The sequence below is a fragment of the Streptomyces sp. NPDC058864 genome (assembly GCF_042742985.1).
GTDB lineage: Bacteria > Actinomycetota > Actinomycetes > Streptomycetales > Streptomycetaceae > Actinacidiphila.
Genome location: NZ_JBHYMQ010000025.1, coordinates 76304 through 101066 on the forward strand (window position 1 = coordinate 76304; position 24763 = coordinate 101066).

General features: G+C 72.2%; 25 protein-coding genes, 1 pseudogene and 1 riboswitch. Of the genes and pseudogenes, 13 read left to right on the forward strand and 13 right to left on the reverse strand.

Features of this window, described 5'->3' with window-relative positions; genetic code table 11:
- Positions 1–5: 5 nt before the first annotated feature.
- Positions 6–1220 (reverse strand): FAD-dependent oxidoreductase, encoded by a 1215-nt coding sequence (locus ACFW3D_RS20580; RefSeq protein WP_500505662.1) that lies wholly within the window; start codon positions 1218–1220, stop codon positions 6–8.
- Positions 1221–1284: 64 nt separating this feature from the next.
- On the opposite strand from ACFW3D_RS20580, the gene ACFW3D_RS20585 reads away from it, so the two are divergent.
- Entirely contained in the window at positions 1285–1890 is a 606-nt protein-coding gene (locus ACFW3D_RS20585; RefSeq protein ID WP_500505664.1) for a PadR family transcriptional regulator, read from the forward strand.
- Positions 1891–2006: 116 nt separating this feature from the next.
- On the opposite strand, the gene ACFW3D_RS20590 is transcribed toward ACFW3D_RS20585, so the two are convergent.
- Positions 2007–2651: a dihydrofolate reductase family protein gene (locus ACFW3D_RS20590; RefSeq protein WP_500505665.1), complete on the reverse strand. Its 645-nt coding sequence runs from the start codon at positions 2649–2651 to the stop codon at positions 2007–2009.
- Positions 2652–2945: 294 nt separating this feature from the next.
- Between ACFW3D_RS20590 and ACFW3D_RS20595 the strand changes: the two genes are divergently transcribed.
- A complete protein-coding gene (locus ACFW3D_RS20595) occupies positions 2946–3173 on the forward strand; it encodes a hypothetical protein (RefSeq protein WP_500505667.1) in 228 nt (75 codons plus the stop codon).
- Positions 3174–3245: 72 nt separating this feature from the next.
- Positions 3246–4079: a phosphotransferase gene (locus ACFW3D_RS20600; protein ID WP_500505668.1), complete on the forward strand. Its 834-nt coding sequence runs from the start codon at positions 3246–3248 to the stop codon at positions 4077–4079.
- A 161-nt stretch (positions 4080–4240) separates the two neighbouring features.
- On the opposite strand, the gene ACFW3D_RS20605 is transcribed toward ACFW3D_RS20600, so the two are convergent.
- Complete coding sequence (locus ACFW3D_RS20605) at positions 4241–5854, reverse strand: peptidoglycan-binding protein (RefSeq protein ID WP_500505669.1); 1614 nt, start codon at positions 5852–5854, stop codon at positions 4241–4243.
- A 283-nt stretch (positions 5855–6137) separates the two neighbouring features.
- On the reverse strand, positions 6138–6716 hold the full coding sequence (locus ACFW3D_RS20610; RefSeq protein ID WP_500505695.1) for a helix-turn-helix domain-containing protein: 579 nt from the start codon (positions 6714–6716) through the stop codon (positions 6138–6140).
- Positions 6717–6900: 184 nt separating this feature from the next.
- Here ACFW3D_RS20610 and ACFW3D_RS20615 point away from each other — a divergent pair, with 184 nt between their 5' ends.
- From ACFW3D_RS20615 to ACFW3D_RS20625, 3 genes are all read left to right on the forward strand, one after another.
- On the forward strand, positions 6901–7890 hold the full coding sequence (locus ACFW3D_RS20615; RefSeq protein WP_500505670.1) for an alpha/beta fold hydrolase: 990 nt from the start codon (positions 6901–6903) through the stop codon (positions 7888–7890).
- A gap of 244 nt (positions 7891–8134) precedes the next feature.
- A complete protein-coding gene (locus ACFW3D_RS20620; protein WP_500505671.1) occupies positions 8135–8668 on the forward strand; it encodes a GNAT family N-acetyltransferase in 534 nt (177 codons plus the stop codon).
- A gap of 198 nt (positions 8669–8866) precedes the next feature.
- On the forward strand, positions 8867–9094 hold the full coding sequence (locus tag ACFW3D_RS20625) for a hypothetical protein (RefSeq protein WP_500505672.1): 228 nt from the start codon (positions 8867–8869) through the stop codon (positions 9092–9094).
- A gap of 367 nt (positions 9095–9461) precedes the next feature.
- Here the strand turns inward: ACFW3D_RS20625 and ACFW3D_RS20630 are convergent, their stop codons facing one another.
- A complete protein-coding gene (locus ACFW3D_RS20630; RefSeq protein WP_500505673.1) occupies positions 9462–9896 on the reverse strand; it encodes a VOC family protein in 435 nt (144 codons plus the stop codon).
- 84 nt (positions 9897–9980) lie between these two features.
- On the reverse strand, positions 9981–10592 hold the full coding sequence (locus tag ACFW3D_RS20635; protein ID WP_500505674.1) for a hypothetical protein: 612 nt from the start codon (positions 10590–10592) through the stop codon (positions 9981–9983).
- 212 nt (positions 10593–10804) lie between these two features.
- Positions 10805–10899: riboswitch (TPP riboswitch) on the forward strand.
- Here ACFW3D_RS20635 and ACFW3D_RS20640 point away from each other — a divergent pair.
- The 3 genes from ACFW3D_RS20640 (at position 10891) to thiE (ending at position 13886) form a co-directional block, all read left to right on the forward strand.
- On the forward strand, positions 10891–12303 hold the full coding sequence (locus ACFW3D_RS20640; RefSeq protein ID WP_500505675.1) for a purine-cytosine permease family protein: 1413 nt from the start codon (positions 10891–10893) through the stop codon (positions 12301–12303). Its footprint overlaps the riboswitch before it by 9 nt.
- Positions 12304–12384: 81 nt before the next feature.
- Positions 12385–13194 carry a hydroxyethylthiazole kinase gene (gene thiM, locus ACFW3D_RS20645; protein ID WP_500505676.1) on the forward strand — a complete coding sequence of 270 codons (810 nt, stop codon included), beginning with the start codon at positions 12385–12387 and terminating at the stop codon, positions 13192–13194.
- A complete protein-coding gene (gene thiE / locus ACFW3D_RS20650; protein ID WP_500505677.1) occupies positions 13191–13886 on the forward strand; it encodes a thiamine phosphate synthase in 696 nt (231 codons plus the stop codon). Before thiM ends, thiE begins: the two co-directional genes overlap by 4 nt.
- A gap of 136 nt (positions 13887–14022) precedes the next feature.
- Here thiE and ACFW3D_RS20655 read toward each other — a convergent pair.
- The 6 genes and pseudogenes from ACFW3D_RS20655 to ACFW3D_RS20680 all read right to left on the reverse strand — a co-directional run.
- Positions 14023–14259: pseudogene (locus ACFW3D_RS20655) on the reverse strand (non-homologous end joining protein Ku); the annotation flags it as partial.
- A 10-nt stretch (positions 14260–14269) separates the two neighbouring features.
- Positions 14270–14395 carry a hypothetical protein gene (locus tag ACFW3D_RS20660; RefSeq protein ID WP_500505679.1) on the reverse strand — a complete coding sequence of 42 codons (126 nt, stop codon included), beginning with the start codon at positions 14393–14395 and terminating at the stop codon, positions 14270–14272.
- Positions 14396–15097: 702 nt separating this feature from the next.
- Entirely contained in the window at positions 15098–15682 is a 585-nt protein-coding gene (locus ACFW3D_RS20665) for a DUF4190 domain-containing protein (protein ID WP_500505680.1), read from the reverse strand.
- A 546-nt stretch (positions 15683–16228) separates the two neighbouring features.
- The gene (locus ACFW3D_RS20670) at positions 16229–17581 is read right to left on the reverse strand and encodes an MFS transporter (RefSeq protein WP_500505681.1); all 1353 of its coding nucleotides are present in this window, start codon (positions 17579–17581) and stop codon (positions 16229–16231) included.
- Positions 17578–18246: an isochorismatase family protein gene (locus ACFW3D_RS20675; protein ID WP_500505696.1), complete on the reverse strand. Its 669-nt coding sequence runs from the start codon at positions 18244–18246 to the stop codon at positions 17578–17580. Before ACFW3D_RS20675 ends, ACFW3D_RS20670 begins: the two co-directional genes overlap by 4 nt.
- A 5-nt stretch (positions 18247–18251) precedes the next feature.
- Positions 18252–20264, reverse strand: a complete 2013-nt coding sequence (locus ACFW3D_RS20680; RefSeq protein WP_500505682.1) for an ABC transporter ATP-binding protein — start codon at positions 20262–20264, stop codon at positions 18252–18254.
- A gap of 523 nt (positions 20265–20787) precedes the next feature.
- On the opposite strand from ACFW3D_RS20680, the gene ACFW3D_RS20685 reads away from it, so the two are divergent.
- Together ACFW3D_RS20685 and ACFW3D_RS20690 are read left to right on the forward strand one after the other, a co-directional pair.
- A complete protein-coding gene (locus ACFW3D_RS20685; RefSeq protein WP_500505683.1) occupies positions 20788–21384 on the forward strand; it encodes an ArsR/SmtB family transcription factor in 597 nt (198 codons plus the stop codon).
- On the forward strand, positions 21384–22718 hold the full coding sequence (locus ACFW3D_RS20690) for an MFS transporter (protein WP_500505684.1): 1335 nt from the start codon (positions 21384–21386) through the stop codon (positions 22716–22718). Before ACFW3D_RS20685 ends, ACFW3D_RS20690 begins: the two co-directional genes overlap by 1 nt.
- Before the next feature lie 94 nt (positions 22719–22812).
- Here ACFW3D_RS20690 and ACFW3D_RS20695 read toward each other — a convergent pair whose 3' ends face one another.
- Positions 22813–23808, reverse strand: coding sequence for a helix-turn-helix domain-containing protein (locus tag ACFW3D_RS20695; protein WP_500505685.1), 996 nt, complete (start codon positions 23806–23808; stop codon positions 22813–22815).
- 163 nt (positions 23809–23971) lie between these two features.
- On the opposite strand from ACFW3D_RS20695, the gene ACFW3D_RS20700 reads away from it, so the two are divergent.
- Both ACFW3D_RS20700 and ACFW3D_RS20705 read left to right on the forward strand, forming a co-directional pair.
- The gene (locus ACFW3D_RS20700) at positions 23972–24280 is read left to right on the forward strand and encodes a hypothetical protein (protein ID WP_500505686.1); all 309 of its coding nucleotides are present in this window, start codon (positions 23972–23974) and stop codon (positions 24278–24280) included.
- Positions 24281–24451: 171 nt separating this feature from the next.
- Complete coding sequence (locus ACFW3D_RS20705) at positions 24452–24652, forward strand: hypothetical protein (RefSeq protein WP_500505687.1); 201 nt, start codon at positions 24452–24454, stop codon at positions 24650–24652.
- Positions 24653–24763 lie beyond the last annotated feature (111 nt).

Genomic DNA, 24763 nt, shown 5'->3' on the forward strand with positions numbered 1-24763 from the left:
TCCCGTCACGCCACCGGGGCGTCGAAGTCGATCGGGTACCGGAACTGCCAGGCGTTCCTGTCGGGTTTGGCCAGCTTGAACATCACCGGCAGCAGCGCGTCGCGGACCACCCGCGCGACCGGGCCCGCGGCCTTGCGGGCGTTGGTGCGGGCGGTCTCCTTGATGATCCGCTCGACCCGGGGCCGGCGCAGCTCCTCGTAGCGGGTCAGCGCCTGCGGCAGGGGCAGGTCGCGCAGGCAGCGGGCGAGTTCGACGGAACTCTCCGCGGCGAGCGAGGCGCCCTGGCCGGAGCTGGAGGAGGGGGCGTGGGCGGCGTCCCCGGTGAGGACCATGCGGCCGCGGCTCCAGCGCACCGAGTGCGGCAGGTTCTCCGTGCTGCCGGCGAAGAGCATCGTCGCCGGGTCGGTGGCGGCCAGCATCTGCTCGGCCGGGGTGGCGTCGCCCTCGCAGACCTCGGCCAGGTGCTTCAGCCAGTAGGCGCCCCCGCGTTCGCGCTGCTCGTCGGTCGACAGCGGCCGCGCCACCGGCAGGTTGACGAACCAGATGCCCGTGCCGTCGTCGAGGACCTGCCAGGCGAAGAAGCACCGCTTGCCGAAGGCCATCTGCATCATGCCGCCGGTGGAGGCGACGCCGGTGCCGGCGACCATCGCGCCGAACCCGGCCGTGCCCGCGAACCGCGGCGCTGCGGCGGCCGGGTCGATGAGGCGGCGGACCGTGGAGCGCAGCCCGTCCGCGCCGATCAGCACGTCGGCGGTCGCGGTGCTGCCGTCCTCGAAGCGCGCGGTGACACCGGCGGCGTCCTCGCTCGCGTCGACGATGCGCTTGCCGTGGACGGTGCTCACGCCCCGCTGCGCGGCCGCCTCACGCAAGGTCCGGAACAGTTCCGCGCGGAGCACGAAGCGCGTCGGGTCGATGCCGGGCAACGTGCCGAACTCGGCCAGCTTCCTGCCGTTCCAGCTCCTCAGCACGATGCCGTTCATCTCCGTGCTGACGGCGCGGATCGCGTCGCCCACGCCGATCGCGTCGAACGCCTGGAATCCGTTCGGCGCCAGGCCCATGCCGCCGCCGACCCCCTCGGCCGGGCGGTCGTACGCCTCGAAGACAGTCGCCTCGACGCCCGCCTGCTGCAGCGCCATCGCCGTGACGGGCCCGGCGACACCGCCGCCGATGACCAGTGCGGAGCGGACCTTGCCGTTCGTCGTGCCAGTCGAGTTCGTCATGAATCGATAGTTGCACTGCAACTAGTTGCTAGTCAACTAGTTCGACCGTGGGTAGCATCGGGGCATGAGCGCTGCGCCCCGGAGTTCCCCCCTCGCCCTGACCGTGCTGGCCCTGCTGCACTACAAGCCGCTGCACCCCTACGGCGTCCAGCGGTTGCTCAGGGAATGGGGCAAGGACCAGGTCGTCAACGTCGGCCAGCGGGCCGGCCTGTACCGGACCATGGACCGGCTGCTCGCCGCCGGACTGATCGCCGTCCGTGAGACGGGCCGGGACGCGCAGTACCCGGAGCGCACGGTCTACGAGGTCACCGACACCGGCAGCGCGACGGCGCACCGCTGGCTCGACGAGATGCTCTCCACGCCGAAGCAGGAGTTCCCGGAGTTCCCCGCCGCGCTCTCGCTGCTGATGATGCTGACACCGGAGGCGCTGCGGGATGCGCTCAGCCGTCGCGCCGAGGCCCTGGAGACGGCCCTCGCCCGGCACGACGCGGACCTCGTCCGGGAAGCGGAGAGCGGTCTGCCGCGGATCGCGACGCTGGAGCTGGGGTACGTGCGCACGATGACGGCGGCGGAGCTGACGTGGGTCCGGGGCGTGCTGGCCGATTGCGCGCAAGGACGCCTGGCCTGGTCGCCCGAGGAACTGCTCGCACACGCGGGCGAGGACGCCTGAGCACCCGCCGGCTGCCGCCCTTTCCCCTCACGCCTGCGCCGGGCAGGCCCGGAACCGCGGCCCCGACCATCCGGTCGCGGCACGGGGACGACGGGCCCGCCCGGCGTGGGGCGGCGTCAGTCGTCGCGCCCGGCCCCGCGATCGGGTGCGCTCATGTCCCCCGTCGCGGGCGTGCCCTCGGCGAGGCCGTAACGCAGGTACACGGTGCCCTTCGGGTTGGCCACCGGCGGTTCGAGGAGCGTGACGTTCGTGGGCACCGCACCACCGTCGAACACCTTCTTCCCGACCCCCAGCACGATCGGATGCACCCACAGGTCGAGACGGTCGAAGAGCTTCTCCCGCAGCAGGGTCTGCACCAGGTCCAGGCTCCCGACGACCTTCACGTGCTCGTGACGGTCACGGATCTCGCGCACCGCGCCGGCCAGATCCGGGCCGAGCCGCGTCGACCCGGCCCAGGACAGGTCCGGCCTGCCGCGCGAGGCCACGTACTTCGGGACGCTGTTGAAGAGCGCGGCGATCTCGCCGTCCTCGCCGCCCTTCTGGTGCGGCCAGTACGCGGCGAAGATGTCGTACGTCCGCCGGCCGAGCAGGAGGGCGTCCGTGCCCTCGTACGCGGCCCCTACCTGCGCCCCGGCGACCTCGTCCAGCAGGGGCGCCTGCCAGCCCCCGAACGGGAACCCCACCGGGTCCTCGTCGGGGCCGCCGGGCGCCTGCCCGACGAGGTCGAGGGTCGCGAACAGCTCGATGTGGATGAGGCCCACTGCTTACTCCCGATGAGAGGCTTGTCCCTGACGAGAGGCAGACCCGTGGGCGCCGCAGGACTCATCGCGGCGACGGCACCCGCCTTCGTCCTCGCCGGCCGCCTCGTGCGGAGCGACGGCCACCGGCCCGTCCCACGGCCGGCGTTCTTGCCACGCCTCACGGCCGAGTTGCTGGAGATGCCCGGAATCATGCGGCAGTTGGAGATGCACCGCGCCATGGGTCGATACATTGGGGGTCTGCTGTCGGGGCAGGCTGCCGGATGCGGGATCCGGCGAGGTTGAGGAGTCGTTGACATGGGGGAGTCCGGGTTCACGGAGCGCTGGCTGGAGACCGGCTCGGGTCCCGGTGCCGTGGTCCGGGCCCGTGTGACCCAGGTGAACCAGGCCGTCCAGGCGGCGTACCGAGCGTGGCTGGATCATTCCACCTCGTGCACCACTTGCCGGGACGGGGCCGCCCGCGACTGCACGGAAGCGCAGCCGCTCTGGGACAAGTACCAAGCGGCCCAACAGGCGGCCCTGTGACCTCGTCCCGGACGGAACCGGTACCGCATCCCGTGCGGTCGACCAGCAGGCCGGAATCGGATGGAGGACGGAATGGAGCCCTTCGAACTCCGCCGCGCGGTTGCGGCAGGACGGGCGACCGCGTCGGAACTGGGTCTTCGGGTCGACGATGTGGTCGTCGTCCACGACTCGGACCGCGTCGCGCTGCGCCTGGTCCCGTGCGATGTTCTGGCCCGGGTCGCGCCTCCGGGGCAACTGGCCGATTCCGAGTTCGAGGTGGAGGTCGCCCGCCGTCTCGCCGAAGCCGACGCTCCGGTGGCCGAGCTCGAGCCTCGGGTCGACCCGCGCGTGTACGTGCGTGATGCCTTCGCCGTCTCGCTCTGGACCTACTACGAGCCCGCGGAGCCGGCGATCGCGCCGGCCGACTACGCGGACGCGCTCCTGCGGCACCACACCGCCCTGCGCCGGATCGACCTGGACGCACCGCACGCCATCGACCGGGTCACCGCGGCACTGAGCGAGGTGAACGACCGGCAGCGGTCGCCCGAGCTGGCGGAATCCGACCGGGACCTCCTCCGCGACACCCTCGGCGGACTGAGCGCCGCAATCAGCAGCGAGAAGGCCGGCGACCAGCTGCTGCACGGCGAACCGCATCCGGGCAACCTCCTCCACACGAGACGAGGGCCGCTCTTCGTGGACCTCGCCACGTGCTGCCGCGGCCCGATCGAGTTCGACCTCGCCCACGCCCCGGAAGAAGTGGGAAGGCACTACCCGGGCGCCGACCACTCACTGATCCGTCGGTGCCGCGCCCTGAACTGGGCCATGTTCTCCGCCTGGCGCTGGCGACGGGACGACCGGATGCCCGACCGGGACCACTGGAGAGCGGAGGGGCTCAGCCGGGTCCGTGCCGCACTCGAACGCTGCTGACCGGGCGCTCGTCCCCGGGCTCCAGGAGATACGAGCCGGAAGCGCCTGACGCCGAAGCCGTCCGTGCACCGCAGGGACAGGCTCCGGCGGCTTCCGCACCGGCCGGGCGGCGCCGCACCCGGTGTGTCGTGGCGCGGCGCCGCTGCCGTACGAGTCCCGGGTCAGCGGACCCGGATGAAGACCACGTCGTACCCCAGGTTAGTCCCGCGGTTCTTCACGTAGACGCCGTCCTTTCCACCGTTGGGGTTGCCGGTGTTGCCCTCGACGGTGGTGAAGGAGGAACCGCCGCTCACCGTCCGCACGATGCCGATGTGCTCCTGGCCGTCGTTGAAGTTGCTCCCGCCGTTCCAGTCGAAGGCCACGATGTCGCCGGGCTGCGGACTGGTCGTCACCGACAGGTGGTAGTTGCCGGCCCGTGCCTGCTTCACCCAGCCGGAGACGTAGCTGTTGCGGTAGGAGGTGGCACCCGTCTGCCTGGCCACCCAGCTCACGAACGTCGCGCACCAGGCGTAGTTGTTGGTGGACAGGGAGAGCCCCACCGACGCCCCGTAGCTGTTGGCCCGGGCGCTGCCCTCGACCGTGCCGACCTCGGCGGCGGCGACGTCGAGGAGCTTGGCGTACCCGCCGCCGGGCGGGGGCGACGTGGGCGGGGTGACCGCGCCGTACAGGGCGGCCTTGGTGTTCGGGCCCACCCTGCCGTCGACCGCGAGGCCCTTCTCGGCCTGGAAGTCCCGCACCGCGCTGTCGGTCATGGGCCCGAAGTCGCCGTCGACGGCGAGATCGGCGCCGTGGTGGTTGAGGAGGCTCTGCAGCTCGGTGACGCAGCCGCTGCGCTGGCCCTTGACGATGTCAGTCGGGCACGAGCCGGAGGTGAGGTTGATCGGCGCGGGGGCGCCGCTGCCGCCGCCACCGCCGATGTTGGAGTACAGGGCGGCCTTGGTGTTCGGGCCGACCTCGCCGTCGGCGGACAGGCCGTGCGAGGACTGGAAGGACTTCACGGCCGCCAGGGTCGCGGGACCGAACTCACCGTCGACGTCGATGTGCTGGCCCTTGCCGTTGAGCAGCGCCTGCAGGGTCGCGACGCAGCCGCCGGTCTGGCCCTCGACGATGTTCGCCGGGCACGAGGAGGACCGCAGGTCGAGGCCGGTCGACGGCGCCTCGTCGGTGTCGTACAGGGCGGCCTTGGTGTTCGGGCCGACCTCGCCGTCCACCGAGAGGCCGTGCGAGGACTGGAAGCTCCGGACCGCGCTGTACGTCTCCGGGCCGAACTCGCCGTCCACGCTGACTTCGTAGCCGAAGTGGCGCAGCAGCCGCTGGAGTTCGGTGACGCAGCCGCTCTTGCTGCCCTGCACGATGTTGGCCGGGCACGAGGAGGACGTGAGGTTGACCGGTGCGGGCGCGGTGCCCCCGGTCGCGTAGAGCTTGCTCTTGGTCTGGGGGCCCACCCGGCCGTCGACGGCGATCGCGGTGGCGGCCTGGAACTCGCGCACCGCGTAGTACGTGTTCGCCCCGAACTCGCCGTCCACCACGAGGCCCGCGCCGTGGGCGTTGAGCAGGTTCTGCAGCTCGGTGACGCAGCCGCTCACCTGGCCCTGAACGATGTCGGTCGGGCAGGACGACGAGGTGAGCTTGATGGGCGCCGGCGCGGCCATCGCCGGGCCGGCGCCCATCAGGGTGGCCGCCGTGAGGATCGCCGCGGTGGCCGCGAGACTCACGATCCGGGCGCGCCAGCCGGGTCTTGCGTCCGGGGCGGGAAGGCGTAAGGCGTTTCTCATGACTGCGGAGGTCTCCTTCGACGGAACATCTGACGAGCGACCGGGTCGAGAGGCCGCCGGGCGGCCGCGCACGACGGTGACAGCTGGTGCCCGGGCGGGCAATCCCTTTCGAACAAATGGCCGGATCGCGTCGTCGTGCGGGGGAGGGGGTACCGCCTCGCAGGAGATCCCGGCCGGCCCTGCGCCGCGCGGGCCGGGACCGCGCGAGCCGAACCGGCCGCCTGAGGTGTCCTCGCTCGCCGCCTCTGCCGCAGCCCTGCCGACCCGGCCGGGCCGAAGCTCCCTAGGGCCGGGCCCTGGGACCGCGGGCCGGAGGGGTGCGCGGCCGGAGGCGCTCTCCCTGCGGCCCGAACATGATCAGATATTCGACCGGTCCGCCGGGTCCGGCGTTCGCGACTCCGTGCGCGGTGCGGGTGTCGAACTCGACGACGTCCCCGGCGCTCAGGACGAGGTCCTGCTCGCCGAGCGCCAGCCACAGCCGCCCGTACAGGACGCACAGCCATTCGTACCCGTCGTGCGAGGTCTGCCGCGGCCGCGCCGGCGGCGCGTCGACGGCGGGCAGGACGTGCTTGTGGGCGTGCAGTCCCCCCACGTAGGGGGTCAGCGGCAGCACCGTCTTGTCGTTGCCGGATCGCTGCGGCAGCGGGGCGCGCGGACCGGTGGCGGCCGCGGGTGCGGTGCCGGCCAGCTCGTCCAGGGAGATGCCGTAGGCCTTCGCGAGCTGCAGCAGAACCTCCAGGGTCGGCTTGCGCCGGCCGGTCTCGATCCGCGACAGCGTGCTCGGCGAGATGCCGGTCGTGCGGCTGACGCCGGAGAGCGTGGCGCCACGTCGCTCACGCGCGGCCCGCAGCCGCGGGCCCATGGCCGCCAGGGCGTCGGACACGCCGTCGTCGGTCACCGTCACCCCGCTCCCTCCGGCCGTGCCGTGCCACCTCCGTGGCCCTGCCCTGCAAGTTTGCCAGACTGGCAAGGGTCCTCGCCTCGGCCGGCCGCCTCGCCGCATGATCGGTGGGCAACCACGGCCGCCCGTGAACCGAGGAGACACCATGCACCAGCCCTCGCCGTCCGCCGACCTGCGCCACCGCACCATCGAGGGGCCCGCCGGCCGTCTGCACCTGGTCGAACAGGGCGAAGGGCCGCTGGTCCTGCTCGTCCACGGCTTCCCCGAGTCCTGGTACTCCTGGCGACACCAACTCCCGGCGCTCGCGGCGGCGGGGTACCGGGCAGTGGCGCTCGACGTACGCGGCTACGGCCGCTCCTCCAGGCCGGCCGCGACGGACGCCTACCGGATGCTCGACCTGGTGCAGGACAACGTCGCCCTGGTGCACGCTCTGGGCGAGGAGACTGCCGCGGTCGTCGGACACGACTGGGGCTCCAACATCGCCGCGTCCTCCGCACTGCTCCACCCAGAGGTCTTCCGCGCCGTCGCGCTGCTCAGCGTCCCCTACACGCCGCCCGGCGGCCCCCGCCCCACCGACGTCTTCGCGCAGATGGGCGGAGAGGAGGAGTTCTACGTCTCGTACTTCCAGGAGCCCGGCCGGGCCGAAGCGGAGATGGAGCCCGACATCCGGGGCTGGCTCGCGGGCTTCTACGCGGCCCTGTCCGCCGACACCATGCCCGCCCAGGGCGAGCCCGACCCGCACTTCGTGGCCCGCACCGGCGGCCGGCTGCGTGACCGCTTCCCCGGCGGCAAGCTGCCGGCCTGGCTGACCGAGGACGATCTCGACGTGTACGCCGGGGAGTTCGAGCGCACCGGCATGACCGGGGCCCTCAACCGCTACCGCACCATGGACCGCGACTGGGAGGACCTCGCCCAGTACGCCGGCGCCCCGATCAAGCAGCCGTCCCTGTTCATCGGGGGCGCCCTGGACGCCTCCACGACCTGGATGGCCGACGCGATCGACGCCTACCCGGCCACCCTCCCCGGCTTGGCGGCCACCCACGTCCTGGACGGCTGCGGACACTGGATCCAGCAGGAGCGCCCCGAGGAGGTCAACCGCCTGCTGACCGGCTGGCTCGACTCCCTCCAGGGCTAGCCGGTGATGTCGGGCCCGTGCCGGGCCAGGGAGACCGTCCGGCAGGGGACCGCGTCATCCAGCCGGCACCGTCGGGTGCGGGTATCGGCGGCGCAGGAGGCACCGGCGTCCCCGATGGCAACGGCGAGACCGGCGGCGACGGATACGTCGTCATCCGGTGGTGGCCCGCGGGGCGGGCGGGTCGCGAGCGCGCCCTTGCCCGCGCCGATTACCGTTGCGGCTTCGTCTTCGCCAGGATGAACCCATGACCGAGATCCAGACCCCCCGCCTGCTCCTGCGCCGCTGGCAGGACGACGACCTGGTGCCCATGGCCGAGATCAACGGCGACCCGCAGGTCATGCGCTGGGTCGGCGACGGCTCCGTGCGCGACCTGGAACATACGGCGGAAGCCATCGAGCGGTGGGAGGAGGAATGGGACGAGGAGGGCTTCGGGCTCTTCGCCGTCGAAATGCTGGCCTCGGGCGAACTGGCCGGTTTCACCGGCCTGACCCTGCCGGAGTTCCTGCCGGAGGTGATGCCGGAGGTGTCGGTCTGCTGGCGGCTGGGACGGCAGTTCTGGGGCCAGGGCTACGCCTCGGAGGCCGCCCACGCCGCGATGGAGTTCGCGCTCCAGGACCGCGGCCTGGAGCGCCTGATCGGCATTGCCCGGGTCGGTGACAACGCCTCCGAGAACGTCATGCGCAAGCTCGGCATGGCGCCGCAGCGCGAGACCACGCACCCGGAGTACGGTTTCCGGCTGCGTGTCCACACCATCGACCTCACCGAGTTCGACGCCTGACCCCGACCGCCCCACGAACGGGCACCCACGCCGACCACGACCCGCGTCGACGGCCCGGTCCACGCGGACACAGAGCGTGGTCGGCCACCAGCCGCTTTCGACAGGGCACGGCCGACCGGGGGGCCGGCGCCCGCAACCTGGTGGATCATTCGTTCGTCCTCAGTGACAACAGCGTCCCCACGGCACTGAGAGGCAGCCATGCCCCACCCCGAGGAGCCCCTCGTCGAGTACTGCTTCATCATCACCTTCAGCCACCGCGAACAGGATCTGATGACCTTCTCCGGCACCTACACACCCGCGCCGGGAATGACCAGACACGACGTCTACAACACGATCCGCGCCGACCACCTTCGCCGGCTGCCCTCGCTCATCCACGACTACTGCCAGGTGAGCTTCTTCTCGCTGGAACGCAACCAGCTGCTGTGACCGGCTGTCCGCCGGACGGCAGCTTCGTCATCTCCGGGCGGACCCTCGCAGGAGAGCGAGTTAAGGTACGGCCTATGTCTGATGGATCGATGTCCACGGGCCGCCTATGGGCAGTCCTGCTCGGGGTCGACGCTGTGGTGACTGCGTCGGCGATCGTGGTTTCGAGGCAGAGCGGAACACCTTGGACCGAAACCTTGGTCAGTTCGGGTGCGATTGCTCTTGCGGGCCTGATAGCCGCCCCATGGGCGATAAGGCGTGGCAGGGCAAGGGTTGAGGAAATAAAGCGGCAACAGCGCTGATTCCGTCCGGCCTTCGGAGAGGCCCCGGGGAGGCGGCTCCCCGCCTCCCCGGCTCACAGAGTGCGTGCTCAGTCGACACAGAATTCGTTGCCCTCGATGTCCAGCATGGGGATGCACGACTCGTTTTCTCCATCGGCGTACAGCGTTTGCACGTGGGTGGCGCCGAGCGCGACCAGTCGCGCGCACTCGGCTTCGAGCACGGCGAGGCGCTCGTCCCCCACCAGCCCGGTGCCGACCCGGACGTCGAGATGCACCCGATTCTTGGCGGTCTTGCCTTCGGGGACACGCTGGAAGTACAGGCGGGGGCCCACGCCCGAGGGATCACTGCAGGCGGACCATGAACTCTGCTCGGCAGGAGGCAGGGTGCGGTTGTAGTCGTCCCAGGTGGCGAACCCCTCCGGAGGGGACGGCATGACATACCCCAGCACCTCGCACCAGAAGCGGGCGACGCGCTCGGGTTCCGCGCAGTCAAAGGTGACTTGGAACTTCTTGATCGCTGACATCGGCGCACCATAGCAGGCGGCCCCCGCCGTGAGACCCGGGCCACCGGACCTGTGCCCCAGGCGGGCCGGTACGGCCGCGGGTCCCTAGTCCGAACCGTCCGGCCGGGACAGGGGGACGTACAAGGCCTCACGCAGTCGGGCCGTCATGCCGACGCTCAGGCCCATCCTTGCGTGCTTGACCTCCCGGGCGAATACCGCGATCCGGTCGAGGTCTCGCAACTGCCGCCGCAACTCCTCCGCGAGTGATTGTTCGAGGTCGCCCTCGTCGTCGTCGCTCTCGTACATCAGCTGATCCATGGCTTCGACGGCTCGGCCGCTCACCCAGATCGCGAAGTCCGCACAGCCGTGCATATAGGTCTCGGCGGCGTGGAGCACCGCAGCGGCAGCGGAGTCGTCAGCATCGTCAGGGCCGTCCTGCCCGTCGTTGTGGCAGAAGTCGCTCAGGTAGAACGAGCCAAGCCCGCGTTTGATCTCCGCAAAGGCCGTCGAGTCGCCGAGGGCGGCTTCCCACAGGGCGTTGAGCAGCGGCCGGAGACTCAAGGTGAACTCGAACCGGTCCTCCTTCGGCAGCCGCTCATGCGTCCGCATCAGGCGTTCTGCAACTGCCACTGCGAACAGAACGCGCTCACCGTCCGATGCGGCGGTCAACCTCTCGGACACCCTTGCGTCCAGGTCCTTCCACGTCTCCTGCGTCACAGCCGTGGCTCTCTTCCGTGGTGTTCAGCCGATCGGCGCAGACTGTACCTCCGGATGCGTCCGGCGCCTTCTCTCCCGCTGGGAGCACCCTCATTCGCGCGGGAAGGAACGGGTCGGCGGAGCCGCCTTCCCGGCTGAGCCGCGGGCGATGCCCGCCCGCGCGGTTCCGCCCCATCGACGCGCCGGGCTCCGCCGTCGGGTTAGTCTGTGCCCTACCGGACACGGGGTGCCCCATTCGGGGGCTGAGATCACACCCGTCGAACCTGAACCAGTTCGCACTGGCGGAGGGATGTCTTCCATGCCATTGGCGCATGTTTCCGGCGGTCTGCCCGCCGACGGCCGACCCACAGTCTTCGACGGGCGCATGCCGGTGGCCGCCGGCGATCTGCGGATCGAGGCGCACGGCATTCAGCCGGTCCCGGAGAGCAACCGCTACGGCGGCCCGGGGCGCCTGTTCACCGTGTGGTTCGCCCCCAACCTCACCATGACGGGCGTGTTCACCGGCACCATCGGCATAGCCCTCGGCCTGGACTTCGCCACCGCACTCGCGGCCGTGGTGCTGGGCACCGTGGTCGGCGCGATACCCACCGCCTATCTGGGCACATGGGGGAGCCGGACCGGCGCGGGGCAGCTGCCGCTGGCCCGGCTCGCGTTCGGCGGGGCCGTCGCGGTGCCGGGCGTCCTGCAGTGGGTGTCCTCGGTCGCCTGGGACGCGCTGATCGGGCTGTTCGGCGGGGACGCACTGGCGCGGCTGTGCGGCTGGCCGTTCTGGCTCGGGGTCCTGGTCATGATGCTCGCCCAGGGCGCTCTCGGCGTCCTGGGCTACGAGGCGATCCACCGGCTCCAGATCGTCATGACGTTCGTGCTCGCCGCCGCGTTCGCGCTGATCGCCTGGAAGTTGCTCGACGGCGTCCACCCCGCGGTCACCGGCTCCGCCCATGGCGCCGACCGGGGCGGGGCGTTCGTCCTGACGAGCACCATCGCGTTGAGCCTGGCCCTTTCCTGGGCGCCGTACGCCAGCGACTTCAGCCGGTACCTGCCCAGGACGACTTCCGGCCCGCGCATGTTCTGGTACACCCTGGCGGGCCTGGTGGTGTCGTTCGTGGGCGTCCAGGCCCTCGGGCTGTGGGGCGCGTCCGTCCTGACCGACCAGACCGCCGCGGGCGTGGCCAAGCTGCTGGGCGGCGGGCCACTGGGGGAGTTCGGGCTGCTCGCCGTGGCTCTGGCGGCCCTGTGCAGCAACGCCATGAACGACTACAGCGGATCCCTGGCCCTGCAGACCGTCGGTGTACGCGTTCCCCGCCCGGCCGCGGCCGCTTTCGCCGCGCTACTGGGCTTCCCCCTCGTGCTGTGGATGCACGCGGCCGACACCACCGCCCGCTTCCAGAACGTGCTGCTGTTCGTCGGCTACTGGATTCCCGGGTTCGTGGCGATCGTCATCGTCGACTGGCTGGCCCGGGCACGGGCGCGGGCGGGCGCGGAGATCGACCTCGATGCCGAGACGGGCCGGCCGCAGCCCGGCTGGGCCGCCGTCGTCGCGTTCGTGGCCGCCTTCGGCGCGGCGGTGCCGTTCATGGACACCAGCCTGTACGTCGGCCCCGTGGCGGAGGCCCTGCACGGCGCGGACCTCTCCTACTACGTGGCGTTCCTCGTGGCCCTCGGGGTGTACACCCCGCTGCGCCTGCGTCTGCGCCGTCATCCGCGGCCCTGAGCCGTCGCGCCCCGCCTTTCCCGTCGCCCGGAACCGCCGCCGGCGCCCGTACACCGTCCGTCCTCCAAGGAGCGAGTCCGCATGCCCCCGACTTCCGCCGATCACACCGCCTTCGCCGCGCAGGCGCTCTCGCGCGTACGGGCCCACTCGCCGCTCGTCCAGTGCCTGACCAATTCGGTGGTGACCGGGTTCACCGCCAACGTCCTGCTGGCGCTGGGTGCTTCACCCGCCATGGTCGACATACCGGGGGAGGCCGGACCGTTCGCCGAGGTCGCCTCGGGCGTCCTGGTCAATCTCGGCACCCCGCACGCCGAGCAGCGCTCCGCCATGGCCGAGGCCGCACGGGCGGCTGCCGCGGCCGGCACCGCGTGGGTGCTCGACCCGGTGGCCGTCGGCGCACTGCCCGTGCGCACCGCGCTGGCGCGCGAGCTCCTGGAACTGCGGCCGACGGTCGTGCGGGGCAACGCCTCGGAGATCATCGCGCTGGCGGGAGCGGGCGGCGGCGGCCGCGGAGTGGATTCCTCCGACGGCGTCGAGGCGGCGCAGGAATCGGCACGGCGCCTGGCCGCGGCGACCGGCGGCGTGGTCGCCGTCTCAGGGCCCGTGGACTTCGTCACCGACGGGACGCGCACGGCTCGCATCGCCAACGGCGACGCGCTGCTCACCCGGGTGACGGGCGGCGGCTGTGCACTGGGCGCCGTGATGGCCGCCTACGCGGCAGTGGACGAAGACCGCTTCGCCTCGACGGTGGCGGCCGTCACCGCCTACACGGTGGCCGCCGAACTGGCCGCGAAGCAGGCCGCCGGGCCCGGCAGTTTCGCCGTGGCGTTCCTGGACGCGCTTGCCGCGGTGGGAGAGTCGGACATCGCCGAGCGGGCGGCCGTTTCGTGACGGCCACACCGGTCGATCTGTCGGTCTACCTGGTCACGGACGCGGCCCAGTGCAGGGCCCGCGGCCGAAGCGTGGCCGAGACCGTCGCCCAGGCGCTGGCGGGGGGCGTCACCGCGGTGCAGATCCGCGAGAAGCACGCCGACGGCGGTGATTTCCTGCGCACGGTCACGGAGGTGGCCGCGGTGCTCCCGGAGCATGTGGCGTTGATCGTCAACGACCGGGTGGACGTGTTCCTGGCCGCCCGCGCCGCGGGCCTGCGCGTGTCGGGGGTCCACGTCGGGCAGTCGGACCTGCCTCCGGCCGCTGTACGCGCACTGATCGGACCGCACGCGGTCCTGGGCCTGAGCGCCGCCACTCCCGATGAACTGCGCGCCGCCGCCCGGGATCCGGCAGCCGTCCACCACGTCGGCATCGGCGCACTGCACGCCACCCGCACCAAGTCGGACGCCCCGCCCCCGCTCGGCCATGACGGCTTCGCCCGGCTCGCCCGGTCCAGCGAGCTGCCGGCTGTGGCCATCGGCGGCGTGAACCCGGCCGACGTGCCGCACCTGCGGCTGGCCGGCGCGGCGGGGGCAGCGGTCGTGTCCGGGATCTGCGCCGCCGAGGACCCGCGTGCCGCGGCCCGCGCGTACGCCCTCGCGTGGGGCCGAGCGCCGACCCGGAGCCGGAGCCGGGAGAAGAACCCGGCCTGACGGCGCCAGGCCGCAAGGAAGCCGGCAACCGGGCTCTGCGCAAGGCCCACAAGCGGATACCTGTGCTCAGTGGTGCCGGCCGCTCCCGGGTGCGCACGGTGACGTTGACGACCGCGACCGCGACCGTGCAGTGCCGGGCCGTCGCCGCCACAAGGAGCGCATGCGCGCGCCGGCACCGCTCGCCGGCGGCACCGACCCCGTGGGGCGAGGTGTGGAGCACTGGATCGACGCCGCGCTCGTCGACGAAGCCGAGGACGTCGACGGCGCGCCTTGCCAGGAGGGGGAGGGCGGCCGGATCCTCTTCGAGGAGCACGACGGCGCGGCCGTCGGTCCGCGCCCAGCCGCGCGCGATTTCCGGATGAGGGACCTCCACGTCTTCGGGCTCACAGCACCTCCGGTGCCTGATGGGGGGTTCCGTCGCGCGCCTGGGCCCGGTGGAGTCCGGTGCCGCCCTGCCATACGGCCAGGGAGGAGAGGCCGATCGGGATGATGACCAGGCCGGAGCTCACGCAGCCGGTCCGGGTCGCGCGCGTACCGTCAGCCTGCAAGGCGGGGCGGATCCCCGCGAGGGGTGCTGCTCCGGGGCGGTGATCAGGCTCCTGATCTCGCAGGCACTCGCCTCACTACCGTCTGTGTCATCGCAGGGGTGGGCATGGGTCCATGCGATGGCCCGGCGGCGGAGCCGCGGCGCGCAGGCCTGCACGCCGGTCACCAGGGCGACGGCTTGCTTCTGCGGGGGAGGGTCCGGCGTGCGGCCGTTCACACGGCATGGGGCGATCATCAGGCGTTCGCCGTCACCGGTCCGGGAGCGGCCTCGGCCGGCCGTTGACGGTCGGGACTCGCCCGCGCGGTGCGGTCGTGTCCCCCGTCATGATGCAGCGGATCACGGTCCGTCTCCGCCGCTTCACAGCCGTCCGGTACCCGCCTGGGCGGGCCCTGGTGCGATCACCGCTGGTCCGGCTCGGTGAGCCCAGACAGGCCGCAGGGGCGGACGGCTCGGGCCACGACCCGGGGAATCCGCATTGGTCCCGTGCCCTGCCCTGCCCGCACGGCTGCGGCTGCGTCGACTGGCCGGAGATCCGGCCCAGCACCCGCACGGACTCGCCCCGCAGCTCGGCCCGAGCCGTTGGGTGAACTTCCCGCGGTCCTCGGCACGGCGGAAGCCCGGCGCCCGCTCGAACGCGAGGGCCGGGCTTCCGATCGCCGTGCGGTCAGCTACCGATGGTGCCGCAGGCCGAGTCGATCGCCGCGCCGTGGCGTTCCAGTCGGCTCTCCAGGTCCGCGGGAGGCTCGGTGCCCTTCTCGACGATGCCTGCCAGGTCCCTGTAGTCCGCGGCCAGGGTCTTGACGGCCTGCCGGGTGGCGTCGTCGTCGGCCTTGGCGGCGGCCGCGTCCAGTTCGGCCGCAGCGGCGTTGAAGTGCCCGACCAGCTTCTTCGGGTCCTGTTCCTTCGCGAATATCGGGTCGTACTTGGTGATGGACTCCTTGGCGGCTATGCAGCCCGCGTCCGTGGCCTTGAGCACGGTGGGGAGTACCAGGGCCGTGATGGCGATGCCGACGGCGAGCGACAGGATGGACAGGATGGTTCCGACCCAGGCCAGTGCCTTGCCCACGCCGACCTTGCCGGCCCGCACGATGCCGAGAATGCCGAAGAGCAGACCGAGCGGGGAGAAGAAGAAGGCGAGAATCAGCGAGGCGATGGCGAAGCCGTTCTTGGCCGGCGGCTGCGGGGCGATGAAGTAGCCCGCGGGCGGCTGTTCCGTGACGACGGCGTCGGCGTTCTTGGGGTCGGACACGTGAATTTCCTCGGATCGGGTCACAGGCGATCAGTTCACCCATGTTGAAGGCGCACTTTATCCCGGCCCTCTGCAGGCGTGAGTGAACAGCGGATGGCCGGAAGGCGGCGGGTGCCTCCATGCGTTTCGTCAATGCTCTTGCCGACGTCCAGACCGAGGAAGGCGCCCGCCTCGCCGATGCCGATCGCCGTGACCCCACCTGTTCCGCGACCTCTCCGGCCGGCGCACCGGCCCATCGGGCTCGCGCGCGGATGCCGTGCCGGAGCGCGCCGCGGGGCCCGCGGGGGCGGGCGCGGCGCCACTGCGGACGAGGCTTCGTGCACGTCGCGGAACGCACGCCGGAGAGCCTGCTCGCGCTCCGGTCCTGCCCCCGTGCGCCTCTGCTGGTGGCCGGCTCGGGCTGCCATGATCGCTTTCGGGCGGCCGACGTGCCGCGGTGATCGACACGGGGGGACGCATGACGCGGCGATGGCTTGTGACGGGGTGTTCGTCGGGACTGGGCCGGGCGTTGGCCGATGCGGTGGCGGAGGCCGGTGATCCGTGGGGTCACTCCCGTGCGTTCTCGGAGGCGGGCTCGGACGGCGGAGCGGGGCTCGGCAGGACGGTTGGAGGCGGAGGTGACGAGATGGCCGGCGATTTCAGGTGGCGCACGGGTGAGCGCCACAACATCCACGCCGGCACGGCCAGCACGCAGGTGATCACTGCGAGGGTGGGGCGCAGGCCGATGACGGTGCCCAGAACCCCGGCGAGCAGCGCGGCCGGCGGACGCAGGGCGAACGCCAGCCACATGCCGCTGGACTGGGCGCGGCCCTGCAACCGCGGCGGGGCCAGGAGTTGGCGGACACTGCGGATCAGCCCGCCACTGGCCACCGCACAGCCCGTCTGCACCACCATCGCCGTCCCGATCGCCACCTGAGTGACGATGCCCGGGCGCGCCAGGAGCAGCGGGAGCTGGGTGACGGGAGCCAGGGCCAGGGCGGTGACGATGACGCGCCCTGGGCCGTAACGTGCGGCGAGGTGGCGGCCGGTGATGCCGCCGATCACACCTCCGATCCCTCCCGCGCCCATGACCAGGCCGAGGACCGTGGGAGGCCAGCCCAACGTACGCAGAAGGAACAGGCCCCAGATCGCCGCGCACGCTGACATCGCGCTCGCGGAGACGCAGTTGGACAGCACGGCCGCGCGGACGACCGGCGTGCGGAGCGTGTAGGTGAGTCCGGCGCGGATGTCGGCCCACATGCTGTCCGGGCGATCACCCGGATCCCGGGCGGGCTCCACCGTCTTGACGCGCATGAGCAACACGGCCGACAGCAGGTAGGACAGGGAGTCCGCGGCCACCGCACGCCCCGCCCCGAGGAGGCCGACCAGCACCCCGCCCACGTTCGCCCCGACCGTGTCCGCCAGCGAATTGCCCGTGCCCAGGCGGGCGTGGGCCTCGACCAGCCGATGGCGCTCCACCAGTTGCGGAACGAAGCTCGTCGACGCCGTGCTGCCCAGCACTTGCAGCGAGGCGACCAGGAACGTCACCGCGTACAGCTGGAGCAGCGACGGCGTCGCGACCAGGGACACCAGGGGGATGCTGGCCAGGACCGTGCCCGTGGCCAGCTCGCAGCCGATCACCAGTGGCCGCTTGGGCCACCGGTCGGCCAGCACTCCCGCGTGCAGGGTGAACAGGAGCGGCGGAAGACGCCCGGCCACCACCAGGCCGGCCACCTGCAGGGTGGACGCCTGCAACTGCAGCGTGGCCACGACCGGGAAGGCCACCGAGGTCACCCCGCTGCCCGCGACCGAGATGCCCTGACCCACGGCGTAGTTGCGGAAGTCGGGGTGCCGCCACAGGGACCGCCCCGCGTCGCGGTCGAGGCCGGCGCCTGTGCCGCCGACCGGGGAGGGGGTCATCGGCCCGCCCGGATCAGATCCAGGACGTCGGCGGTGGGGCGCACGTCCGCGAAGGACCGGTACAGGGTCCGCAGCGCCGCGTTGTGGACCTCGTCGCTGTCCGCCGCCGCACCGTCCGCGACCACGATCACGCGCAGTCCCAGCGTCGAGGCGTCCCGGGCGGAGCCGGCCACGCACACATCGGTCACCACCCCGCACACCAGCACGGTGTCGACGCCGCTTGCGGCCAGTACCTCGGGCAGAGGACACGAGCCCGGGAAGAACGCACTGCTCGCCGTCTTCTCCACGACCACGTCACGATCGGTGTCCACGCCCAGTTGCGGCCATAGGCGGTCGGCCGGCTCCCCGCTGCCGCCCGAGGCGCGGTACAGCTCGGCCACCTCGCGGCCGTAGAACTCCTCGTGCGCCGCGCCGCGCGGCCCGGCCCCCGGAACGACCCATGCGACGAGCCCGCCGGATGCCCGCAGCGCGGCGGCGAGGCTGCGGATCTGCGGGATGATGCCGCGGAAGCAGGGCCCGTCGAAGAACGGCACCATGTCGACGACGACCAGCGCGCTGCGGGCCGGGTCCAGGTGGGCGTAGGCGTGGCGGCGGCCGCGGCGCTGCTCATGGCGGGCGTACTCGCGCTCCGCGATGGACCAGGCGTGTGCCCGGGCGCCGTGCATGTCGGTCAACGCGTCATCTCCTCGGTGGGCGCCGCGGTGGTGGTGCGGGGCTGGTAGCCGCCTGCTTGGAGCGTGAACATGGCGGCGTAGGCGCCGCGCAGGGCCATCAGTGCTTCGTGGGAGCCGGACTCCACGATGCGGCCGGCGTCGAAGACGTAGATCCGGTCGCAGTCGACGACGCTGGCCAGCCGGTGCGAGATGAGCACGGTGATCTGGTCGTCGCGGAGCCGGCCGCGCAGCACCGCCTCGTAGACGGCGTGTTCGGAGGGCGGGTCCATGCTGGCGGTCGGCTCGTCAAGGAGCAGCAGCGGGGCGTTCTTGTACATCCCGCGACCCACCGCGATCTTGGCCCATTGGCCGCCGGACAGTTCCTGGCCGCCCTTGAACCGCTTGGAGAGCAGCGTGTGCCACTGGCGGGGGAGTGCGGCGATCACCGCGTCGGCGCCGGAGGCGCGTGCGGCGTCCATGGCGAGCCCCGGCTCGGCGGTGGTCAGCTCGCCCGCCGAGACGGTGATGTTCGCGAGGGCGCTGAAGGGAAAGCGCACCGGGTCCTGCAGGACGCAGGCGACCTGACGGTGCAGCGACTGCGTGTCCATCGTGCGGATGTCGACGCCGTCCCAGCACACGCTGCCGCCCTGTGCCTCGTACAGGCCCGCGAGCAGTTTGGCGCAGGTGCTCTTGCCCGATCCGTTCAGGCCGACGAACGCGACCGTCTGCCCGGCGTGCAGGGTCAGGCTGATGCCGTCCAGGGCGGGAGCGGTCTTGCCGGGGTAGGCGAAGCGCACGTCCCGCAGGGTGATGGTCTTCACGCGGTCCGGGGCCTGAAGGGCGGCCTCGACGGGCAGCAGCCGGCGGCATCGTTCCTGGACGGCGAGGAGGTCGTCGACCCACATGGCCTGCTCGTAGACGAGGTGGGCGACCTCCACGAGCCGGACGAGGGAGGCCTGCCCGGCCTGGATGGCCAGCACGGCGCCGGCACCCGCCGCCAAGGGCAGCCACCCGGCCATCAGCATCGCCGCGAGAGCGACGTAGGTGACGCCGGTGCCCACCCCGCCCACGGAACGACCGGCCAGGTTGAGCAGGGCGGAGTGCACACCGAGGCGGGTGTCCTCCGCCGCGATCTGCGTCGTCAGCCGGCGGTGCTCTTCCAGCAGCGCGCCTTGCGCGGTGTCGGAGCGCAGTTCGGCAGCCGCCTCCACGTCGAGCAGCAGCCAGGAGAACACCCGGACCCGGCGCTGCAGGGCGTTCCACCGCTTGAACGAGTGGAAGCGGGCCCGGGCGCTGCGGACCGCGGCCGCGCCCACCGGCAGGACGGACAACAGGAGCAGGGGGAGCAGCACGGGGTGCAGGACGCCGAGCACGCCGGCGGTGCCGACCAGACCCAGCGCGGCGGAGGCCAGGGAGACGACCTGGCCGACGATCTGCCGGGCGTAGAACAGGCCGCGGTCGTTGGCCCGGTAGACCTCGTCGTGCCAGTCGGCGTCCTCGACCGCTTCCAGCCGCACGTGCGCGGTGAGCCGCAGGAAGTCGCACTCGAGCGCGGTGCGGATCTTGGGCGTGACACGGGCCTGAGCTGTCGCGACCGCGGCCTCCAGCAGCGCGCGAGCGGCGAGGAAGCCGACCACGAGGAGGATCTGCGGAAGGGCGGCGCGGACGCGATCGGGGGTGGGGCCTCCCGCGAACAGGTGCTGCAGGACGGCGACCGAGGCGAGCAGACCGAACGCGCTCATGGCGGCGGACGACAGCTGGCAGACGACGACCGCCGTGGTGGCCGGGCGGTCGGCCTGCCAGGCGAGCCGCCCGATCAGCGCGGTGATCTTCGGCAGACGGGCCAGGACCTGGCGGACGCTGGCGCTGGCGGCGGCCCCGTCGTGCACCGACCAGTACGCCTCCTCCAGACCGTCGGTGATGTCGCCCTCCTCGCCGTCGTCCTTCCGGACGGAGGCCGGGGGCAGGGGGAGCGAGGTGGTCCGCGGACCCGGGATCGCGTCGGCTGACGCATCGGAGGGCTCGCTCATGCCGCCCACCTCGGGGCCGGACGTGACGAGCGGTGTCCCCGAGTGGCGACGCGGTGCATGCCGTCAAGCGGGCGTCGGCGCCGTCCACATCGCGAGGGCGAAGGCGGGGGCGGGGGCGGGGGCGGGGAGGCGGGACGACGATGCATGACATCCTCCATCTGAGTGCCGAAGGGGCGGCGGTGCACTGGGAACGCGCTGGACCGGTTGCTTCCCTGAGGGTGGTCCGGCGCGGTCGTCGTGTTCAACGACCCGGGCCGGAATATCGAACACACGTTTTTCGGTCGCTCCCGGAAGCCCGAGACGGAGCGCATGCGGGAGCGTGGCGGATGCACCGACCCGGATCCCGCAAGAGGGCCGGGGAACAGCGAATTTGGCCGAATCGCCGAGGTTCCGCCTGACGGCTCGCGGAGGGCTCCGGGGCATCGACCGGTGTGCGGGCAGGCGTCCGGCTGGGCAAGTCCGCAAAGGATTCTTCGCAAGGGAGTCTTTGCAAAGAGGGCTTTGCGGTCTAGCGTGCATGTGCATGGCAGAGATTCCCGCGGACAAATCCGTCGTCCTGGACGCCAAGGGCCTACGCGCCCTGGCCCACCCCGTGCGCGTACAACTGCTCGGTCTGCTGCGGCACCACGGACCCGCCACCGCCACGCAGCTGGCCGACCGCCTGGGACTGAACTCGGGGGCCACCAGCTACCATCTGCGCCAGCTCGCCGCGGCCGGCTTCGTTGCCGAGGACCCGGACAGGGGCAACGCGCGGGAACGGTGGTGGCGTTCGGTGCACCAGCTGACCCGCTTCAACTCCGAAGAGCTGGCAGAGCGGGAGCCCGAGGCGGCGTTGGCGTATCTCCAGTCGGTGCACAACGCGTACACCCTGCGCACCCAGCAGGCTCTCAACGGTCTGCAGACGCTGCCGCGGCCCTGGCGGGAGGCGTTCGACATGAGCGACACCGCCCTGCGCGTCACTCCGGCAGAGGCCCGGGAGTTGCGGGACGAGATCTGGTCCGTGATCAACCGGTACCGACGGGCATCGGACGACGAAGAACCCCAAGGCGCCGAGCGGGTGTGGGTGAACGTCCATGTGCTGCCCGATGCCGACATCGCCGAGCAGGAGGCGGAGAGCTGATGCCGCCCGGGGGGAGGAGCACGGCCGCCCCGGCGCGGCTGCGGCCGCTCGCGGGGATCCTCACGGCGTTGCTGGTCGCGCAGAGCGGCACCAGGATCTCGGCCATCGCCATTCCGTGGTTCGTGCTCGTCACCACGGGCAGCGCCACGCAGACCGGTCTGGTCGCGTTCTGCGAGATGGGCCCCTACGTGGCGGTCAAGGCCTTCACCGGGCCGCTGGTCGACCGGGTCGGACCGCGCCGGATCTCGTGGGTCGCGGATGTCGTCAGCGCGGCCACCGCCTCGCTGATCCCCGTGCTGCACGCCGCAGGCATGCTGTCGTTCGGGGCCCTGCTGGCCCTGGTCGCCGTGATCGGAGCCGTCCGCAGCCCCGGGGATCTGGCGAAGGACGTCATGATCCCGGAGGCGGCAGAGCTCAGCCGGGTGCCGCTGGAGCGGGCAACCGGACTGGAGGGCGTGGTCGAGCGCCTGTCCGGGACCGTGGGGCCCGCCGCCGGGGGCGCCCTGGTGGCACTGGTGGGCCCGATGGCCGGACTGGGCGTCAACGCGGCCTGCTTCGTGCTGGGTTCGCTGGTCGTCGCCGCGGCGCTGCCACGCGGGATGGGACGACCGCACGGGCGCCCCGAAGGGACCGCCGGGGCCGAAGGTGGCACGGAAGGCGGTTACTGGCACCGCCTGCGACAGGGCTTCGCGTTCCTGCGCCGGGAGCCGCTGCTGCTCACGCTCAGCGCGATGATCGGCGTCACGAATCTGCTGGACGCCGCGTGCGCAGCCGTGTTCGTGCCGGTGTGGGCCAAGGAGTCCGGTCACGGGCCGGCCGCGATCGGCCTGGTGTGGGCGGCGTTCAGCGTCACGGCGACGGTCGGCAGCTTCGTCGCCGCGGCGGTGGCGCACCGGTTGCGGCGTCGGCCGGTGTTCTTCCTCGGCTGGCTCGTCGCGGGGGCGCCGCGGTTCCTCGTCCTCGCGTCGGGGGCTCCGCTGTGGGCCGTGGCGGTGGTGATCGGCATCGGCGGCCTCGGGGGCGGCTTCATCAACCCGATCATCGGCGCGGTCACGTACGAGCGGATCCCGCCGGAGATGGTGGGCAGGGTCCGGGGCATCGGCCAGGCCCTCACCTGGGCCGGGATTCCACTGGGCGGCCTGCTCGGCGGCGCGGCCGTGGCGGGCGTGGGTCTCGCACCGGTGCTGGTGGTTGCGGGGATCGTGTACTTCCTGACGACCAATCTCGCGGGCCTGCGGCCGGAATGGCGCGCGATGGACCGCCACCGCGGCAAAGGACGCGCCGAGCCGGTCCCGCCGGCCGCCCCGGCAGAAGCCACCCGATCGGCGACGTAGCAACCGTTCCCCGGCATGACGACGACGGCGGATGGCACATACCCGGTCGCGGCAGCCGGGGCCCGATGCGCCGTGCGGTCCCGTTGGCGGGCGTTCAGATCCGGTCCGGAAGCCAGCCCCGCTGAACGGCGCGCACGCCCGCCTCGAAACGGCTGCGCGCGTCGAGGCGGTCCATCAGCTCGGAGGCGATCCGCCGGGCCGTGCGGTGCGACACCCCGAGCCGCTTGGCGATCGCCTCGTCGGTGTGGCCCTCGGCCAGGAGCCGGAGGGCGGTCGCCTGCTGGCCGGTGAGCCCGTTCGGGCTGGTGGGGACGATCTCGCCGAGCGGCTGGGCTGCCTCCCAGGTGGTCTCGAACAGCGCGCACAGCGCGGTGAGCGTGCCCTGCCCGGTCAGCAGGACGGCGCCCGCGGCGGTGTCGTCGCTGCTGACCGGGATCATGGCGGTCAGCCGGTCCATGATGATCATCCGGGTCGGCAGGGACGGGGTCGTGCGGATCCGGCCGCCCAGTTCGGCCAGCCAGGTGGCGTGTTCGACGGTCGGGCGGTGGGTGCGGACACTGTCGAGGTAGATCGTGCGCATGCGTACCCCGCGGTCCAGCAGGTCCTGGTTGAGCGGCCGTGAAGCGGCCATGTTCTCCGCGGTCTGCGGCCCGCCCGGGGCGAAGGTCAGGAACTCCTCGCGCACCTCGCGGGTGAGCACGGTCAGCCGGTCCCGTATCTGGTCGAGGCCGACCAGTTGCTCCACCCCGGGATGGCTGGTGGCTGGGCGGAGCTCGGCGTACTCGGAGATGAGCTGGGCCGCGGCTGCCCGCGAGGCCTCGAGGCGCTGCTGCTGGGCCGCCAGCTGAGCCTGCTGGCGGCCCATCAGGATCTCCATGCCGATGTCCGGCGAGACGGCCCGGAGCCGGCCGGCGTCCCCGGCGGCCGGGCGTACCAGAGCCAGCTCGCTCAGTGTGTCGAGTGCGTCGCCCACCTCCTCCGCGGAGAGCCCCACGGCCTGGGCGAGGGCCGCGACACCGGCGGACGGATGCCCGAGCATGGCGCGGTACACCGTCTCCGTGACGGAATCGAGCCCGAGAGCGGTCAGCATCTGGTTCCCCCTGGTTTTCCTACGCACGGCATCCCCCTGCTCGACGATGATGTTCGCAGAGGGACGGGGGATCGTCACAGAGGCAGGACGGAACCGGCCAGGGCCTCAACGGTCCAGTGCGCAAGGCGACTTGTCGGCGCCCTCGGCTGGGACTCTGGAGCGCATGTACCTGGTCCACGCGCATCTGGAACTGCCCCCAGGTGAAGAACTGCCGCAGAATGTCAAGGCGTTGGTGCGATCGTCGATCGTCCCCCGTGACCGCGTCGAACACGTCGCCGTGCACCCGGTCCCGCCCTCCGAACTCACGCTCGGCTTCTATCTGCTGGCCGGTGGGCTCGACGAGGCGGAGGAGCGGGCCCTTCGGGTCTGCCGCCGACTGCTGTGCGATGTGGATCAGTTGGCCGCGGCGCGTCTGACCGGCGCTGGGGTGCCGCTGATGCCGCTGGCCTTCCTGCCCCGGAGACCGGGCTGAACCGGCGCGTGTGGACGCATCGGTCCAAGGCCCTTTCCGTCCATCCCGGAACTCTTCTCACAGGTCCGAGCTGCGACGAACCTATTGGTCACCGGCCGGGCCAGGCGTCACCGCGGGACGCGAGGGCAGGCCGGACACCGCACGTCTCCTTCGGAATGAACGGAAACAGGCATGCTTCGCACCCGAATCGCCAAGGCCGCCGCGGTCTCCTCCCTCGTCCTTGCCGCGGCTCTCGCCGCCCCGGTGGTCTCGCTCCCGTCGACGGCGGACGCGGTTCCGTCCTCCTCCGTTCTCGTCGCGGACGCCGGCTGGCAGGTCACCCCGGACGACGCGGGCCGGCAGGTGACCCCGGACGACGCGGGCTGGCAGTAGGCCGCCCGCCGGGAGCGACTGGCGCCGTGCGGCGATGGAGCCGCCACCAGGCGAACACCTGGCACTGACGCCGGCGGACATGCAACGGGCGGCGCCCCCTCGACCCGAGGG

Excerpts from the sequence above, each read along its gene's own strand:
- ACFW3D_RS20610 (WP_500505695.1), bottom strand. The coding sequence starts at position 6,716 with ATGGGCCCGCGGCTGCGGGCCGCGCGTGAGCGACGTGGCGCCACGCTC.
- ACFW3D_RS20630 (WP_500505673.1), bottom strand. The coding sequence starts at position 9,896 with ATGTCAGCGATCAAGAAGTTCCAAGTCACCTTTGACTGCGCGGAACCC.
- ACFW3D_RS20620 (WP_500505671.1), top strand. The coding sequence starts at position 8,135 with ATGACCGAGATCCAGACCCCCCGCCTGCTCCTGCGCCGCTGGCAGGAC.
- ACFW3D_RS20705 (WP_500505687.1), top strand. The coding sequence starts at position 24,452 with ATGCTTCGCACCCGAATCGCCAAGGCCGCCGCGGTCTCCTCCCTCGTC.
- ACFW3D_RS20695 (WP_500505685.1), bottom strand. The coding sequence starts at position 23,808 with ATGCTGACCGCTCTCGGGCTCGATTCCGTCACGGAGACGGTGTACCGC.
- ACFW3D_RS20580 (WP_500505662.1), bottom strand. The coding sequence starts at position 1,220 with ATGACGAACTCGACTGGCACGACGAACGGCAAGGTCCGCTCCGCACTG.
- ACFW3D_RS20670 (WP_500505681.1), bottom strand. The coding sequence starts at position 17,581 with ATGACCCCCTCCCCGGTCGGCGGCACAGGCGCCGGCCTCGACCGCGAC.
- ACFW3D_RS20595 (WP_500505667.1), top strand. The coding sequence starts at position 2,946 with ATGGGGGAGTCCGGGTTCACGGAGCGCTGGCTGGAGACCGGCTCGGGT.
- thiM (WP_500505676.1), top strand. The coding sequence starts at position 12,385 with ATGCCCCCGACTTCCGCCGATCACACCGCCTTCGCCGCGCAGGCGCTC.
- ACFW3D_RS20600 (WP_500505668.1), top strand. The coding sequence starts at position 3,246 with ATGGAGCCCTTCGAACTCCGCCGCGCGGTTGCGGCAGGACGGGCGACC.
- ACFW3D_RS20690 (WP_500505684.1), top strand. The coding sequence starts at position 21,384 with ATGCCGCCCGGGGGGAGGAGCACGGCCGCCCCGGCGCGGCTGCGGCCG.
- ACFW3D_RS20605 (WP_500505669.1), bottom strand. The coding sequence starts at position 5,854 with ATGAGAAACGCCTTACGCCTTCCCGCCCCGGACGCAAGACCCGGCTGG.
- ACFW3D_RS20685 (WP_500505683.1), top strand. The coding sequence starts at position 20,788 with ATGGCAGAGATTCCCGCGGACAAATCCGTCGTCCTGGACGCCAAGGGC.
- ACFW3D_RS20680 (WP_500505682.1), bottom strand. The coding sequence starts at position 20,264 with ATGAGCGAGCCCTCCGATGCGTCAGCCGACGCGATCCCGGGTCCGCGG.
- ACFW3D_RS20640 (WP_500505675.1), top strand. The coding sequence starts at position 10,891 with ATGCCATTGGCGCATGTTTCCGGCGGTCTGCCCGCCGACGGCCGACCC.
- ACFW3D_RS20625 (WP_500505672.1), top strand. The coding sequence starts at position 8,867 with ATGCCCCACCCCGAGGAGCCCCTCGTCGAGTACTGCTTCATCATCACC.
- ACFW3D_RS20585 (WP_500505664.1), top strand. The coding sequence starts at position 1,285 with ATGAGCGCTGCGCCCCGGAGTTCCCCCCTCGCCCTGACCGTGCTGGCC.
- ACFW3D_RS20675 (WP_500505696.1), bottom strand. The coding sequence starts at position 18,246 with ATGCACGGCGCCCGGGCACACGCCTGGTCCATCGCGGAGCGCGAGTAC.
- ACFW3D_RS20615 (WP_500505670.1), top strand. The coding sequence starts at position 6,901 with ATGCACCAGCCCTCGCCGTCCGCCGACCTGCGCCACCGCACCATCGAG.
- ACFW3D_RS20700 (WP_500505686.1), top strand. The coding sequence starts at position 23,972 with ATGTACCTGGTCCACGCGCATCTGGAACTGCCCCCAGGTGAAGAACTG.